This window comes from Kitasatospora sp. NPDC036993, assembly GCF_055607525.1.
On the sequence record NZ_JBVJRP010000016.1, the window covers coordinates 56018 to 69484 of the forward strand.

Annotated in this window: 17 protein-coding genes, 1 tRNA gene and 1 pseudogene; 8 read left to right on the plus strand and 11 right to left on the minus strand. The window is 73.4% G+C overall.

Annotated features, from left to right (window positions below; all coding sequences use genetic code 11):
• Window positions 1-139: 139 nt before the first annotated feature.
• From ACZ7C5_RS29110 to ACZ7C5_RS29125, 4 genes are all read right to left on the minus strand, one after another.
• A complete protein-coding gene (locus ACZ7C5_RS29110) occupies window positions 140-1495 on the minus strand; it encodes an MFS transporter (protein ID WP_401089798.1) in 1356 nt (451 codons plus the stop codon).
• Window positions 1492-2034 carry a glycine-rich domain-containing protein gene (locus tag ACZ7C5_RS29115; protein WP_401089800.1) on the minus strand — a complete coding sequence of 181 codons (543 nt, stop codon included), beginning with the start codon at window positions 2032-2034 and terminating at the stop codon, window positions 1492-1494. The genes ACZ7C5_RS29110 and ACZ7C5_RS29115 overlap by 4 nt, the downstream gene beginning before the upstream one ends.
• Complete coding sequence (locus tag ACZ7C5_RS29120; RefSeq protein WP_470323769.1) at window positions 2031-3365, minus strand: phenylacetate--CoA ligase family protein; 1335 nt, start codon at window positions 3363-3365, stop codon at window positions 2031-2033. Before ACZ7C5_RS29120 ends, ACZ7C5_RS29115 begins: the two co-directional genes overlap by 4 nt.
• 94 nt (window positions 3366-3459) lie before the next feature.
• Window positions 3460-3606 carry a hypothetical protein gene (locus ACZ7C5_RS29125; RefSeq protein ID WP_401089804.1) on the minus strand — a complete coding sequence of 49 codons (147 nt, stop codon included), beginning with the start codon at window positions 3604-3606 and terminating at the stop codon, window positions 3460-3462.
• Window positions 3607-3849: 243 nt separating this feature from the next.
• Here ACZ7C5_RS29125 and ACZ7C5_RS29130 point away from each other — a divergent pair, with 243 nt between their 5' ends.
• Window positions 3850-4371, plus strand: a complete 522-nt coding sequence (locus ACZ7C5_RS29130) for an alkylmercury lyase family protein (RefSeq protein WP_470323770.1) — start codon at window positions 3850-3852, stop codon at window positions 4369-4371.
• A 135-nt stretch (window positions 4372-4506) separates the two neighbouring features.
• On the opposite strand, the gene ACZ7C5_RS29135 is transcribed toward ACZ7C5_RS29130, so the two are convergent.
• The 3 genes from ACZ7C5_RS29135 to ACZ7C5_RS29145 form a co-directional block, all read right to left on the minus strand.
• The gene (locus ACZ7C5_RS29135) at window positions 4507-5376 is read right to left on the minus strand and encodes an alpha/beta hydrolase (RefSeq protein ID WP_401089808.1); all 870 of its coding nucleotides are present in this window, start codon (window positions 5374-5376) and stop codon (window positions 4507-4509) included.
• A 158-nt stretch (window positions 5377-5534) separates the two neighbouring features.
• Window positions 5535-6098 (minus strand): hypothetical protein, encoded by a 564-nt coding sequence (locus ACZ7C5_RS29140; protein WP_401089810.1) that lies wholly within the window; start codon window positions 6096-6098, stop codon window positions 5535-5537.
• A gap of 9 nt (window positions 6099-6107) precedes the next feature.
• Window positions 6108-6533, minus strand: coding sequence for an ATP-binding protein (locus ACZ7C5_RS29145; RefSeq protein WP_470323771.1), 426 nt, complete (start codon window positions 6531-6533; stop codon window positions 6108-6110).
• Window positions 6534-6740: 207 nt separating this feature from the next.
• Here ACZ7C5_RS29145 and ACZ7C5_RS29150 point away from each other — a divergent pair.
• The 4 genes and pseudogenes from ACZ7C5_RS29150 to ACZ7C5_RS29165 form a co-directional block, all read left to right on the plus strand.
• Window positions 6741-7487: pseudogene (locus ACZ7C5_RS29150) on the plus strand (helix-turn-helix domain-containing protein); the annotation flags it as partial.
• A gap of 16 nt (window positions 7488-7503) precedes the next feature.
• Window positions 7504-7734: a DUF397 domain-containing protein gene (locus ACZ7C5_RS29155; RefSeq protein WP_401089813.1), complete on the plus strand. Its 231-nt coding sequence runs from the start codon at window positions 7504-7506 to the stop codon at window positions 7732-7734.
• A 14-nt stretch (window positions 7735-7748) separates the two neighbouring features.
• Entirely contained in the window at window positions 7749-8006 is a 258-nt protein-coding gene (locus tag ACZ7C5_RS29160) for a DUF397 domain-containing protein (protein ID WP_470323772.1), read from the plus strand.
• A gap of 127 nt (window positions 8007-8133) precedes the next feature.
• Window positions 8134-8217, plus strand: a tRNA-Leu gene (locus ACZ7C5_RS29165).
• A gap of 86 nt (window positions 8218-8303) precedes the next feature.
• On the opposite strand, the gene ACZ7C5_RS29170 is transcribed toward ACZ7C5_RS29165, so the two are convergent.
• The gene (locus ACZ7C5_RS29170) at window positions 8304-8600 is read right to left on the minus strand and encodes a hypothetical protein (RefSeq protein ID WP_470323773.1); all 297 of its coding nucleotides are present in this window, start codon (window positions 8598-8600) and stop codon (window positions 8304-8306) included.
• Window positions 8601-8962: 362 nt separating this feature from the next.
• Between ACZ7C5_RS29170 and ACZ7C5_RS29175 the strand changes: the two genes are divergently transcribed.
• Window positions 8963-9307 (plus strand): peptidase inhibitor family I36 protein, encoded by a 345-nt coding sequence (locus ACZ7C5_RS29175; protein ID WP_470323774.1) that lies wholly within the window; start codon window positions 8963-8965, stop codon window positions 9305-9307.
• A gap of 7 nt (window positions 9308-9314) precedes the next feature.
• Here the strand turns inward: ACZ7C5_RS29175 and ACZ7C5_RS29180 are convergent, their stop codons facing one another.
• The 3 genes from ACZ7C5_RS29180 to ACZ7C5_RS29190 form a co-directional block, all read right to left on the minus strand.
• Window positions 9315-10271: a hypothetical protein gene (locus ACZ7C5_RS29180; RefSeq protein ID WP_470323775.1), complete on the minus strand. Its 957-nt coding sequence runs from the start codon at window positions 10269-10271 to the stop codon at window positions 9315-9317.
• A gap of 143 nt (window positions 10272-10414) precedes the next feature.
• Window positions 10415-10684 (minus strand): hypothetical protein, encoded by a 270-nt coding sequence (locus tag ACZ7C5_RS29185; protein WP_401089823.1) that lies wholly within the window; start codon window positions 10682-10684, stop codon window positions 10415-10417.
• A gap of 375 nt (window positions 10685-11059) precedes the next feature.
• Window positions 11060-11317, minus strand: a complete 258-nt coding sequence (locus ACZ7C5_RS29190; RefSeq protein ID WP_401089825.1) for a hypothetical protein — start codon at window positions 11315-11317, stop codon at window positions 11060-11062.
• 213 nt (window positions 11318-11530) lie between these two features.
• On the opposite strand from ACZ7C5_RS29190, the gene ACZ7C5_RS29195 reads away from it, so the two are divergent.
• Together ACZ7C5_RS29195 and ACZ7C5_RS29200 are read left to right on the plus strand one after the other, a co-directional pair.
• Complete coding sequence (locus tag ACZ7C5_RS29195; RefSeq protein WP_470323776.1) at window positions 11531-12754, plus strand: sensor histidine kinase; 1224 nt, start codon at window positions 11531-11533, stop codon at window positions 12752-12754.
• Window positions 12751-13467: a response regulator transcription factor gene (locus ACZ7C5_RS29200; protein ID WP_401089829.1), complete on the plus strand. Its 717-nt coding sequence runs from the start codon at window positions 12751-12753 to the stop codon at window positions 13465-13467. Before ACZ7C5_RS29195 ends, ACZ7C5_RS29200 begins: the two co-directional genes overlap by 4 nt.

Consider the following 13467-nt stretch of genomic DNA (forward strand, 5'->3'; position numbering starts at 1 on the left):
CGGATCGGCGGCGGATCGACCGTTGGGGCCGGCCGGATGGTGTGGCCGAGGGCGTTCTTCGTCGGCTGGAGCGCGTGAGAAGTCGGCGGGTCCGACTTCCGGTGCGGGGCCCGGCGGCGCGGGGCCGGACGGTGCGGGGTCAGCCGGCGCGGGGGCAGCCGGGCCGGCGGTGGGTGCGGGCGGCGTGGAGGGCCAGGGGGGTGACGAGCGCGGCCGTCAGGGCGCAGGCGAGGGCCAGGGTGCCGTAGCCGCCCGCCGCGGCGAGCGGGGCGGAGAGCAGGCCGCCGGTGCTGCCGGCGACGGCGAGGCCGACGTCGGCCAGGCCCTGGGTGGAGGCCCCGCGGGCGGACGGCGCCGCGGCGGTGACGACGGCCGTCCCGCTGACCAGGCCGAGGTTCCAGCCGGCGCCCGCCAGGGTCAGGGCCACGGCCAGGACCGGGACCGAGTCCGCCGGTGCGAGGGCGGCGAGGAGGGCGGCCGCGGAGAGGAGGGCGCCGCAGGCCGCGGCGACCGGCAGAGCTCCCCAGCGGTCGACCAGCAGGCCGCTGAGCGGGGACGGGAGGAACATCGCGGCGATGTGGAGGGAGACGACGAGGCCGATCGTGCCCGTGCCGTGGCCGTTGGCGGCCAGGTGCACGGGCGTCATCGTCATGATGGCGACCTTGGGCAGCTGGGCGAGCAGCATGATCCACAGACCGGTCGCCACCCCGGGCCCGCGGCCCGGCTGCCCGGCCGGGGCGTCCGCGATCGGGACGTCGCCAGGGACGTCGTCCGGGACATCGCCAGGGACATGGCCAGGGACGTCGCCAGGGACATCGTCCGGCGCGGCCCCGGGAGCCCGGGTGCGTGCCAGGCGGAGGGGATCGGGACGCAGGGCGGTGGTGAGGACGACGGCCGCCACCGTGTAGCCGAGGGCGGCGAGCAGGAACGGCCCGGCCAGCGGGGGGATGCCCCAGGCCTGGGCGAGCCGGCCGGTGAGGGGCACCAGGTTGGGCCCGGCGACCGCCCCGAGCGTGGCGGCGAGCAGGACCCGGCTCAGGGCGCGGGCCCGCCGCCGGGGGGACGCGAGGTCGGCGCCGGCGTAGCGGGCGAGCAGGTTGGTGGCGGTGCCGGCGCCGTAGACCAGGAGGGAGGGCAGGAGCAGCGCGACCTGGTCGGCGGCCACCGCGGCGACCACCCCGACGCTGCCCAGGGCGCCGGCGGCGTAGCCGAGGCCGAGCCCGGGGCGGCGGCCCCTGGACTGGCACAGCCGGCCGATGGCCAGGGCGCCGAGCATCGATCCGCCGGTGAACAGGGCGGTGGGGATGCCGGCGAGGCCCCTGGAGCCGAGCATGTCCTCGGCCAGCAGTGCTCCCACCACGATGCCGGCGGTCAGTCCGGCGCCGCTGACCAGCTGGGAGACGACCAGGACGGCCAGCACCCGCCGCTGCTCGGGAGGTTCGGGCGGTTCGGGGGTCCGGCGGGGCTCGGTGGCGGCCCGGGCGGGAGGTGTCATCCGGTCGCCAGGGGGCGCAGCGCCGAGATCTCCGCCAGCGGCATGTCCAGCTGCTCGTGGAGGTAGCGGACGATGGTCCAGTGGGCGAGGGCGCCCTCGTCGAAGGGGCCGAACTCGCGGCAGTAGAGCGGGATCCAGCGCAGTGCCTCCTCTGCGGCGCGCGCCCGGCCGGGCTGCTCCTGGTAGGACTCGTAGGGGATGCCGCGGTGGTGGATGAAGTACCGGCCGGGCAGGCGTTCCTCGCAGAGGGCGCGGTACTCGCGGGTCTGGAGGATGAGGTAGTGCCAGACCTCGTCGATGTGCTGTTCGACGGGGAGGAAGAGGCCGGCGAGCTCCTCGCGGTGGCGCGAGACGAGGTAGAGGTAGCGCAGGCACTCGGTGACCTGGCGTTCGGCCTCGGCGGGGGTGGTGGCGGTGCGGGCGGCCGTGTGGGCCACCACCTCGGCGTGGAGGTCGTCGTCGAGCAGGGCCCTGAGCTGTCCGGCCGGGACGCGGGGCGCGGGCTGCGACGGCGTTCCGGGCCGGGGCTGGGCGGTCATCGGGGGTCTCCGTGGGTGGTCCCGGCCGCCGGACCCGAGGGCGGGGCCGGGGCGACGGTGGCGTTGGCGGTCGGGGTGGCGGGCGAGGACGGGGGCGCGGCGAGCCACGGGTACTTGCCGGAGGGGCCGATCGGCAGCTGGGCGTGGTGCTCGACGCGGCAGCGCCGTCCGGTGAGCTCGCGGACCGCGTGGGCCAGGGCGTCGGTCTCGGCCGCCCGGAGCGGGGCCCCGTCGAAGGTGGTGCAGCGCAGGACGGCTCCGTCCTCGTGCCCGTCCCCGAGGTGCAGGCGGTGGAGGAAGACGCGGGGGGTGACGGCGCTGACGGCGTCGTCGAGGTCGCCCTGGGCGACGGGGCCGCGGGGAGTGGGGAGCAACTCCTTCTCGCGGCCGCAGAAGCGGGTGATCCGGGCCGGGTCGGTGCCGCCGTCCGCGGTGCGCACGCAGTCCCCCGAGCGGTAACGGACCAGCGGCATGTACGGGTTGCGCACGCTGGTGACGATGAGGCTGTGGATGGTGCTGCCCGGGGCGACGGGGACGAGTTCGACGCTCATGTCCTCCAGGTGCGGCCGGTAGCCGCCGCCGCGGTCGCTGGAGTAGAGGTAGCCCAGCTCGGTGCTGCCGAAGAGGTCGACGATCGGGCAGTCGAAGTGTTCGCGCAGGTACCGGGCCACGTTCGCCGGGGTGTGCTCGTAGGCGTGGACGATGCTGGCCGGCCGGGGGAGGTGCTCCCACAGGCCCCAGGCCACGGCCTTGCGCACCAGGTGCGCCAGGTGGGAGGAGGAGCAGTCCAGGTGGTAGCGGCCCCCGGGGTGGGCCCGGGCCGCGTCACGGATCTCCGTGAGCATGCGCTCGACGTCCGCGCGCTGCCAGTGGCCTGGGTCCAGGGTCAGGTTGAGGTAGAAGGTGCGCTCGTCCAGCCGGCGGTCGGCCGGGGAGGGGGTGCCGGACGGCTCCTCGCCGCGTTTGCGGGCGTTGACGCGGGCGACGTGCTCGGTGGCCAGCACGGTGGTGAGCGAGACCCTCGGACAGCCCTCCGCCCAGGTGGCGGCGATGTCGGGGTGTTCGCTCCACAGCCGGTAGTAGGAGTTCAGCAGGAAGTAGGGCGGCCGGATGATCTGCATGCGGGCGTGGTTCGTGCCGGTGGAGAGCACGAACTCCGCCTCACCGGTGGCGAGCGCCGCGGCGAGGCGCGGTGTCGTCCAGTTGTCGGGAAATCCCCGGGCGATCTCGGGTTTCTCCAGAATGGGGAAATGCCCCCGCTCGATCGCGGTGCGGTAGAGCGGGATGTCCCTGATCCGGTCGATCACGTCGGGGGTCGGCTGACCGTTCACTGTGTCCTCCAGTCGGCGCCCGGCACCCGGACCGCCGGAGCCCGACGGCCCGGACGACCGGGCCGGGCAGGTGGTCCGGGTGCCGGGCGGTGCGTCAGGAGATACAGCCGGACTTCGCGATGCTGATGCACCCGTCCTTGGCCACGCTGATGCAGCCGTCCTTGGCGGTGCCTCCGGAGTTGGCGGCGACCCAGCCCTTCCACGCGTCTTCCTGGATCATCTTCTTGACGAGCTGTTCCATTCGGACCTCCGAGATGTGTCGGTATTCCGGCGGCGCTGGTCGTCGCCGCCAAAACGACAGTAAAGTGATGGTCAAGGAAGTGTCAATGACGGTTAATCAGACAGCGATGAGTGGCGCGTGGCCGAGAGTTGACGGACCGACAGTCCGGCACAGAAACGGCGGATCCGATTCCGGAAAAGGCCCGCGCTGGAGCTGGCCACCGCCGCGCTGGACGGCCGGAAAGCCGAAGCGGAGCTGGTCGAGGTGGCCGACGAGGCCGAGGCCACCCGGCTGGGGATGTGCGGTTCGCCGACGATCCTGATCGACGGCACCGACCCGTTCCCGCCGCCCGGGGCGGTGCCCAGCCTGTCCTGCCGCCTCGCCGCCTGTCCCTTCTCCGCCGTCCCCACCCGGCACAGGGTCCGCCTCGGCAGCGGGGTGGAGGTGTGGTCGATGTGCGCCATCGACGCCCTGGGCATCCCGGCGATGCTCGGCCAGGACGCGGTGATCTCCTCCATCGACCCGGTGAGCGGCGACGCCGTCACGGTCACCTCGGCCGACGGCGTCCTGCGCTGGGACCCGGTGGACGCCGTGGTCTTCGTCGGGCAGCGTCCCGGAGGCGGTCCCGCGGCGGCGGCCTGCTGTGACGCGCTGAACTTCTTCACCGGTGCGGCGAACGCCGGGGCCTGGACGAGCAGGCACCCGGACGTCCCCGGCCGTACGGTCGGCCGGTCCGAGGCCGAGCGCGTCGGCCGGGAGACCTTCGGGCACCTGCTCGCGCCCTGAGCGCCGGCCGGCGGGCGCGGCGGGGCCTGCCGCCACGGCGCGGGCCGGTGCCGGTGGTGGCTCGGCCGTCCTCCGCCCGGCCGCCTTCCGCCCGGCCGCCTTCCGCCCGGTCGCCTTCCGCTCGGCCGGCGTCGGTCAGGATCCGGTGGGCAGGAGCGCGGCGAGTTCCCCCAGGACCCGGGCCGCCGGCGCCGGGTGGACGAGCCAGCGCAGGTGGCCGCCTTCGAGGGTCCGGACGTCGAAGGGGTTGTCGGGGGTGAGCGCGTCGGCCTCGCGGATCATGCGGTCCTGCATGGCGGGCGGAATGCTGGTGTCGGCGGCCAGACGCACGTAGGTCCGGGGAATCCGGCCCCAGGTCGTGGCCCGCGCCCGGTCCGCGGACGTGCCGGCGTCGAGGTTCTCGTCGGGCTGGAAGGTGTTCAGGAAGGTCCGGAACTCGTCATCGGTGAGGTCGGCGGCGAACGCCTGCCGGAACGCGGCGAGCGCCGTCGGGTCGGCGGTGCGGAAGTTGACCCGGAGCAGGCCGAGTTCGGCCGGGTTCCCGGCGAGCGCGGCGGCGAAGGCGGCGGGGTCGACGGTCGCCATCTCCGGCTGGGCGTAGTAGCCGCTCACGTCCAGATCGACGGGGCACCAGGCGGAGACGTAGACGATCCGGTCGACCAGCTCGGGCCGGGCGTTGGCGACGGCGGTGGCCGTGATGCCGCCCCTGCTGTGGGCGACGAGGACGGTGGGCCCGTTCCGCTTGGCCCGTTCGAGGACCTCGATCACGCGGGCGGCGTTGTCGGCGAGCGTGACCCCCTTGATGCTCCCCGGCTCCGCGGCGAGCGCTTCGAGGTTCTGGGGAGCCTGGTAGGGCGCGGGGAAGGTCGCCTCGAATCCGTGCCCCGGAAGGTCGACCGCGACGGAGCGGTGCCCGAGCAGGGCGAGTTCGGCCTGTAGCGGCGCGAACGAGAACGAGTTCGCGAAGGCCCCGTGGACGAAGACGAAGGTCGGCAGGTTCTGCATGGCCTCAGCCTCCAGCAGAACGATCTTCGGAACAAGACCGAACCGAGGAGGGATCAGCTGCGGCGGGCGGGTGCGAACAGGCCGGTCCGCGTGACGCGTCCGGGCCGCCGGGGCCGGGAGGGCCGCGGAACCCGCGTGCGTCACGCGGCAGTCGGGCCTCAGCCGCCGGTGGTGGTCCGGGCGGCTTGGGTGCGGCAGTGGGTGAGGGCGTAGGTGATGCGGCGGTCGGGGCGGGGGGTGGTGGTGAGGAGTTCGCCGGCTGTGACGAGGGTGGTCCAGTACTGGGCGGGGTTGCCGGTGCGGGGCATGGGGCGGGCGGCGGCGAGGGAGAGGTAGGCGGTGGTGAGGTTGCCGGTGGTGAACCAGCGCTGGAGGCCGTGCTGGTGGCCGGCGCGGATGCCGCCCATGGCGTCGATGGCGGTCAGGAAGTGTTCCACGACGGCGAGTTCGGTGTCCGTGAGACTCTTGGGGATGTCGAAGACGCCGAGGGCTTCGAGGACTTCGCCGGTGTCGGCTTCGGAGTTCGGGCGGGGGTCGGCGAGCAGGGCGTCGTGGCACTCGGCGAGGCGGCGGGTGGTCTCGGCGAGCGGGATGGCCAGGGCGAGGCAGACCGCTCGGGCCGAGGGCAGGGGCTTGCCGGAGCGCTTGGCGAGGAGCGCGTAGGTGGCGGCCGGGGTGGTGCCGCGGGACATGGCGTGGCGGGCGAGGGTGGCGAGGTTCAATGGGGGCTCTCAGATGGTGACGAGGGTGGGGGCGCACAGGGCCCAGGCGAACTTGCCGATGCCGCCGGGACGGGTCTCGCAGCCCCAGCGGTGGGCGAGTTCGTTGACGAGGAACAGTCCGCGGCCGCGCTCGTCGTCCGGGGCGGCGATGTGGAGGGTGGGGTGGCCGGCGCCGGCGTCGTGGACTTCGAGGCGCAGGAGGCGGTCGGGGGTGAGGGTGAAGCGGATCTCGATGTGGCGGTCGTCGGGGGCGTCGGAGTGCTGGACGGCGTTGGCGAACAACTCGCCGAGGAGGAGTTCGGCGGTGTCGGCGTAGCGGTCGCCGGCGGGGAGACCGGAGAGGTAGGCCCGCAGCAAGTACCGCGCCAGGGGCGTGGATTCGGTCTCGGAGTCGAGGCGCGCGACGAACATACGGGGGCGACGGGCAGTGGGCATGGGGGTGCACCTCAGGGGGCGGAGGGGGCGTGCGAATGGGGCGCGCAGTTCACTCTGTGCATGCGGGTGACTGCGTTCCGGTAACAATGATCGGCCTGCGGAGGTACGGTGACGCCCAGATCCACGTGTTGGGCACGTGGCGCACGAGTGGGAGCATCAATGACACAGCGGAAGATCAAGCGGGGACCGACGGCCAGCTCCGCGATCATGTTCGGCGAAGAGCTCCGCTACGCGCGGGAGTCGGCGGGCTACACCCAGGAAGACCTGGGCAAGCTGATGCACCTCGACCGCACGGTGATCTCGCGGATGGAGACCGGGCGGCGGAAGCCGTCGGTCTTGGAGGTCGAGGAGCTCGAAGGGATCCTGAATGCGGGTGGCCTGCTGAGGCGGTTGTACGGCCGGGTGGACTGGAACGCCTCGATCGAGCACCCGGATTGGTTCCGGGATCACGTTGACCTGGAGGCCATCTCCATTGGGGTTCGGGTATACCAGGACGGCGTGGTGCACGGCCTTTTGCAGTGCCAGCAGTACGCGCGAGCGCTCTTCGCCACTGGCGATGCGGCCGGCAAGCCGGAGGAGATCGAGGAGCTGACCAGGGCTCGACTCAGTCGGCAGACTCGATTTCTGGCGTCCGATGGGCCGTTGTTGGTGGTCATTCTCGACGAGAGTGCCATCCGCACGGTCATTGGCGGACCCGGTGTGATGAGGAGCCAGATGGAGCACCTGCTGCGGGTGTCTCGGCTCCCGAACGTCGTTGTTCAGGTGGCCCTGTTCTCAAGTCGGCAGGCCTTCATCAACACGGCTATGGTGTTGCTGGAGCTGCCGGATGGGCAGCGTTTGGTCTACTCGGAGAGCCTTGAGCGAGGTCATCTCAGTGATGATTCCGTCAGTGTGGCCAAGCATCACCATCGCTTCGATCGGCTCCGTGGTGAATGCCTGTCAGAGAGCGAATCGCGTCGGCTGATTGTCGATGCCCTGGAGGGTTACACAGATGATGAGCAACGAGCACGCCGTAGTCGCTTGGCGGAAGAGCAGCTACAGCGGCAACAACGGCGGCGACTGCATCGAGGTAGCCCCCGGTTTCCCCGGCCTCGTTCCGGTGCGTGACTCCAAGGATCCGCTGGGCCCGGCCCTCGTTTTCCCGGCCGCCGCGTGGGAATCCTTCGTCGCGGCCGTCCGTGAGGGCGACCTCCCGGCCTAGAACTCCCAGAGGGGTTGGCTGTGTTGATCTGGCGCAAGAGCAGCTACAGCGGAAACGACGGCGGCTGCTGCGTCAAGCTCGCCGCAGCCACCTGGCGGAAGAGCAGCTACAGCGGGGATGACGGCGGGGACTGCATCGAGGTAGCCCCCGGTTTCCCCGGCCTCGTCCCGGTGCGTGACTCCAAGGATCCACTGGGCCCGGCCCTCGTTTTCCCGGCCGCCGCGTGGGAAGCCTTCGTCACGGCCGTCCGCACGGGAGACCTCCCGGCGTAGCGCTCCCGGTGCCGGCGGCGCCTCCGGGGTGACCAGGGCCGTTCCCGGGAGAGGGGCCTCCGGCCGTCGCCGGGAGGTGGTCGGAACCACCCCTCCAGATGGTCTATGCTTAACCCATCACCCAGATGCGCGGGTGGCGGAATAGGCAGACGCGCTGGATTCAGGTTCCAGTGCCCGAAAGGGCGTGGGGGTTCAACTCCCCCCTCGCGCACAGCGAACGGCCGGTCGATCTTCGGATCGACCGGCCGTTTTGTCGTTCGCCCCGTTCGCGGGCGTGCTCGCGCTCAGGGCGGCGGTTCAGCAGGTGATGAGCAGGCTGGTCACGGCGGTGCAGGTGGCGGTGGCGGTGGCGGTGGCGGTGAGGGTGGAGGTGGCGTCGGGGGCCGGGTCGGCGGCGCGGACCGTGGCCGTCGCGCGGAGGGGGCCGAGTGTGACGAGGCCGGCGTGGGCGGTGAAGGTCTCGATACCGCCGCTGTTCTCGGGCGGGCAGATGATCGAATCGGCGGCGGTCGCGGCCGGAGCGGCGGCGAGCACGGTGCCGGCGCCGATCAGCAGCGCGGCGGCGGGCAGGGCGAGAGCGCGGAACGGGTTCATGTCGGTGTCCTCGGGTGGCGGCGAGTAGGCCGTCCGTGATCATGTCGACCACGCGCCCCGGCCGACAAGAGGGCCCTCACGTTCCGGCCGAACAAGGCCACATCCCGACGGGTCGGCCGTATCGACGACCACGCGGCCGACGCCATCCCGCCGATCCGCTCGCGGCGGGGCCCGAGACGGCGCGGACCCGGCCACCCGGCCGTCCTGTCGTTCGGGACACCGGTGGTGGTGCGCCCCGGTGTGTGTACTTACGACTTTCCCCGTCGCCGTTTATCCCTCCCCCCGGCGGTGGGATCCCCCTCCCGAACGGCGAGGCCGCTCCTCGCCGAGGAACCGGAAGGGGGGCCCGCGTGAAGTGGTCCGTGCCGAGGCGGACAGCGGTCTCCATGACCGCGGCGGCGATCGCGGGTGCGGCCGTGATCCCCGGAGCCCGCGCACCCGCCGTGCCCAGGCAGCTCGGCCGGCCCGGGGGCCACTCGGTGTGCGCGTTCACCGAACAGGACTTCCGGGGTCTGCTCGCGCACATCAGGCTGCCGCGGCTCCTGATCGAGCCGCCGATCGAGAGCGCGGCCAACCACAGCCACGTCACCTGGTGCTTCTACGAGTCGCCCGCCTACGGAGGCCTCCACGTCGTCCTCGAACCGGGCCGCGGTACCGCCCGTTTCCCCTACCCCGTCCAGTCCGCCCGGCCTGCCGGAGAGGGGTGAGCGGTCCTCAGCCGCGCTCCGTGCGGCGGGCGTGGCGGAGGACCGCGAGGACGGCCGTTCCGGCGGCGGCCGCGAGGGCGAGCACCGAGGCCACGGTGACCACGTCGGCGGCGGTGACCGGCTGGGAGCGCAGCGCCTGCCAGGTCAGCAGGAGCACCAGGCCCAGGTAGGCCAGTGCGGCGGTCCACACCAGGGCGACCCGGTGGCGCTCGGACAGCCCGCGCGGCCTGGTGACGAGCAGGAAGCCGACCAGCGGCAGCACCTGGAACGCGTGGAGCCCGACGAAGTGGGGCACCCGCAGATCGCCGCCGAGCGTGCTCCAGTCGGTGACCGGAAGCCCCGTACCGCCGTCGGCGAGCCCGACGGTGTGCGCGCCGATGACCGGCAGACCGTGGCCCTGCGCGGCGGCGGCGCGCTGCCGGGGGGTGGGCGTCGTCATCAGGAACGCGACGGCCATGCCCAGGGCACACACCGCCAGGCCCAGGCGGAGCCCCCAGGCGAACACCGGTGGTTGCAGCCGCTGGCGCAGCACCAGGACGACGGTCGCCAGGGCCATCGTCCAGGTGGCGACGATGAAGGCGGCCATCGTCATCCACACCGCCGTCGCCGTCGCCGTACCGAAGTTGAAGTGACTGGTGGTTCCGGCCGCCGCCGCGGCGGCGATCAGGGCCATCTCGACGGTCAGGGAGACGGCGGTCACCCGGGAGACGAGCCGGACGAAACGATCGTGGCCGCGGACGAAGGTGAGCAGCCACAGCAGGGTGAGCGTGTAGATGCTGATCGAGAGCGCGAAGCGGGCCGGTTTCGCCCAGGCGGGCTGCCCGGTGATCGACCGGGAGTCGGCGACCAGGCCCACCAGGGCGATGGCGAGCATGACGCCCATCAGCACGGCCGTACCGGCCAGCGGCCGGTTCGCCGTCCACGCCTGCCGCGCCAGCGCCGAAGGCCTGCGTTCCCGCGTCATGTGCTGCCCTTCCCCGCGACCCGCGGGTGTCTTCAGGAAAACGGCCGGTCGACCTTGTGGTCGACCGGCCGTTTCGTCATCCCGGGAACCGGATGGCGGCGGCCCCGCTCCGGGGCCTCAGGCCGCCGGTGGTGCGGGGTCCGTCACTCGTTGTGCCAGGTGGCGCCCGAGCCGGTGAACCCACCGACGACGCCGGAGTCGTCGGCCCAGACGAAGAAGTCGGCGTGCGAGACACCCTCGGGGCTGACGGAGGACTCGACGGCCGCCGCGCCGGCGCCGTTCTGGTTGGCGACGAAGAAGCCCTGGCCGAAGGACGCGTCCAGGCCCTCGGTAGCCGAGGCCAGGCCGGCGCAGCCGATCACGAGCGGGACGGTAAGGGCGCCGACGGCCAGGACACGCTTGAGAGCACGCATGAGAGTCTCCTCCGTGGAGTGTGAGGTCAGGAGCGGCGGCGCTCGGTCGGTGCCGCCTGAACCAGACAGCCACGGGCCACCACCCCCCGCAAGCGCCACCGCCATCCGAACAGACCCAACGACCAGTCAGAAACACCGCGCCGACCTGCGGAAATGGCCGATCGGGTGATCACGTCGCAAGGTCGTTCGGGCGGAGCAGACCCACGGCCGACAGCACTCCCGCACCGTGCTGCGCGACGCCCTCGCCGGTGCGGTGAAGCCACCGCAGTGAAGCCACCGCAGTGAAGCAGCCGGGGTGAAGCCGCCGCGGTGACCGGGCCGCGCCGAGGGGGAGTGGGTGGGTGCCGTCCGGTGCTCCCCGGTGCGCGGGCTTCGCTACCGGGCCGCGGACGCCGGGCCTCCGGTGCCGCCGGAGCCCCGGGCGTACACGGTGAAGGAGGTCAGGCCGGAGGGTAGTGTCCAGGCCCCGTGCGCCGCCCGGACGGACACCTTGTAGCGGTGCGGTCCTTCGTCCCGCCGGCCGGGCGCGGCCTGGGCGGCCTGGGTGGCCTGCGCGGTCGTCGTGGCCAGCACCGTGACGGTCGACGTGGTCGCCAACAGGCCTTGCCGGAAGAGTTTTTGATTGGTCGTCATCAATGCCGATGGTCTGGAATCCCGGCGGCCCCGGCGATGGCTTCCACCCGGATTCATGCGAACGAGTGGTCGCGATCCGGCCGAGTTCGAGGCGGCCCGCGACGTGCCTCCAGCGGGGCCCGTCGGTGGCCCTCCGGAGGGGTGGGCGCCGTCGGCGGTCCTCCCTCGATCGGGGGAGGACCGCTGGTCGGAAGGCCGGTGATACTGACGGACATGATCAAGGGACTGCGGCCGCTGTTGCGCGGCTCGACGTACACGGGTGTGCTGTTCGCGGCGCTCGGGGCGCTGGCGGCACTGCCGGTGGCGATGGTGGCGCTCGGGATGACGCTGGGAGTGTCGGGCCGGCCGGACGCGGTCTGGGTGGCGCTGCCGCTGTGGGCGCTGCTGCTCGCGGTGGCCGGGCTGCCGCGGGTGGTGCGCCGGGTGCTGGTGACGGGGGCACGGCGGCTGCTGGGCGTCGCGGTGCCCGACCCGGTGAAGGGGGCCGCGACGGAGCGGTGGCGGACACCGGTGTTCGTGGTGGCGCACGTGGCGCTGGGCTGGACGGTGCTGATCGGCGGCAGCACGCTGCTGGTGATGGGAGTGGCACTACTGCCGGGACGCTGGGCGGCCGGTGAGGCGCGGATCAGCCTCTTCGGCTGGGGCACGGAGGTGACGGGCGTCTGGGCCTGGGTGGTGGCGGCGCTCAGCCTGGTGCTGGCGGCGGTGCTGTTCGCGGGGGTGTCGGGGGCGCTGCGGTGGCTGGCGCCCCGGCTGCTCGGGCCCTCCCCGGCCGAGCGGCTCGCGATGGCCGCCGAGCGGGAGCGGCTGCTGGCCGAACGCAACCGGCTGGCCCACGAGTTGCACGACTCGATCGGGCACACCCTGACCGCCGCCACCATCCAGGCGGCCGTCGCCGGCGAGGTGCTGGCCGACGATCCGGCGGCGGCCCGGGCCGCCATGCGCAGCATCGAGGAGTCCACCCGGGCCGCGCTGGAGGACCTCGACTACGTGCTCGGCGCGCTGCGCGAGGAGCAGTCGGGCACCGCGCCGACCCGCACCCTCACCGACCTGCCCGAGCTGGTCGACCGGCTGCGGCACGCGGGCGCGGTCGTGGAGCCGCGGACCACCGGGGACCTGGCGCAGGTGCAGGGCACGCTCTCCCGGGCCGCCTACCGGATCGTCCAGGAGGGCCTGACCAACGCGCTGCGGCACGGCGGGGGCGGGCCGATCGGGCTGTGGGTGGCGGCGGGGCCGGAGGCGCTGGAGCTGAGCGTGGTCAACAGCGTGGCGGGCGGCGGGGCCGGGCCGGGGTCGAGTGGGTTCCCGACCTCCGGCCACGGGCTGCCCGGCCTGGCCGAGCGGGTGCGGCTGCTGCACGGCGAGTTCGAGGCCGGCCCGTACGGCGAGGGGCAGTGGCGGCTGGCCGTCCGGCTGCCGATGCGGTGGTCGGCGTGAGCGGCCCCGGTCCCGACGCGGGCCCCGGTCCCGGCCCCGACGGGGGCGCGCCGCCCGAGGTCACCCTCCTGATCGCCGACGACGACCCGGTCACCCGCAGCGGGCTGGGCACCCTGCTGGGTGCCCAGCCGGGCATCACGGTGGTCGGGCGGGCCGCCGACGGCGTCGAGGCCGTCGAGCAGGCCCGCCTGCTGCGGCCGGACGTGGTGCTGATGGACGTGCGGATGCCGCGCCGCAACGGGATCGAGGCGACCCGCGAACTGCTGGAGCGGGACGCCGACCCGCCCAAGGTCGTGGTGATCACCACCTTCGAGAACGACGGCTACGTCACCGCCGCGCTGAGCGCCGGCGCCAGCGGCTTCGTCCTGAAGCGGCGGCCCGTCCCGCAGATCGCCGAGGCGGTGCGGGTGGCGGCGGCCGGGGAGGCGGTGCTGTTCCCCGCCGCGCTGCGCCGGATGGTCGCGGCCCGGCCGCTGGACTCCGCCGAGGCGCTGCCCCGGGCGGCGCTGACCGGGCGGGAGGAGGGGGTGCTGCGGCTGATGGCCACCGGGCTGTCCAACCCGGAGATCGCGCAGGCGCTCGCGGTGAGCCAGGAGACCGTCAAGACGCACGTCGGGAACGTGCTGAACAAGCTCGGCGCGCAGAACCGGACCCATGCGGTGGTGATCGCCTACGAGAGCGGGCTGGTGGTGCCGGGGCTGCCGGGCACGTAG

What these genes read in the sequence shown, in the direction of transcription:
- ACZ7C5_RS29110 (WP_401089798.1), bottom strand. Translation starts at nt 1,495, where the DNA reads ATGACACCTCCCGCCCGGGCCGCCACCGAGCCCCGCCGGACCCCCGAA.
- ACZ7C5_RS29115 (WP_401089800.1), bottom strand. Translation starts at nt 2,034, where the DNA reads ATGACCGCCCAGCCCCGGCCCGGAACGCCGTCGCAGCCCGCGCCCCGC.
- ACZ7C5_RS29125 (WP_401089804.1), bottom strand. Translation starts at nt 3,606, where the DNA reads ATGGAACAGCTCGTCAAGAAGATGATCCAGGAAGACGCGTGGAAGGGC.
- ACZ7C5_RS29135 (WP_401089808.1), bottom strand. Translation starts at nt 5,376, where the DNA reads ATGCAGAACCTGCCGACCTTCGTCTTCGTCCACGGGGCCTTCGCGAAC.
- ACZ7C5_RS29145 (WP_470323771.1), bottom strand. Translation starts at nt 6,533, where the DNA reads ATGCCCACTGCCCGTCGCCCCCGTATGTTCGTCGCGCGCCTCGACTCC.
- ACZ7C5_RS29155 (WP_401089813.1), top strand. Translation starts at nt 7,504, where the DNA reads ATGCCCTGGAGGGTTACACAGATGATGAGCAACGAGCACGCCGTAGTC.
- ACZ7C5_RS29170 (WP_470323773.1), bottom strand. Translation starts at nt 8,600, where the DNA reads ATGAACCCGTTCCGCGCTCTCGCCCTGCCCGCCGCCGCGCTGCTGATC.
- ACZ7C5_RS29180 (WP_470323775.1), bottom strand. Translation starts at nt 10,271, where the DNA reads ATGACGCGGGAACGCAGGCCTTCGGCGCTGGCGCGGCAGGCGTGGACG.
- ACZ7C5_RS29185 (WP_401089823.1), bottom strand. Translation starts at nt 10,684, where the DNA reads ATGCGTGCTCTCAAGCGTGTCCTGGCCGTCGGCGCCCTTACCGTCCCG.
- ACZ7C5_RS29190 (WP_401089825.1), bottom strand. Translation starts at nt 11,317, where the DNA reads ATGACGACCAATCAAAAACTCTTCCGGCAAGGCCTGTTGGCGACCACG.
- ACZ7C5_RS29195 (WP_470323776.1), top strand. Translation starts at nt 11,531, where the DNA reads ATGATCAAGGGACTGCGGCCGCTGTTGCGCGGCTCGACGTACACGGGT.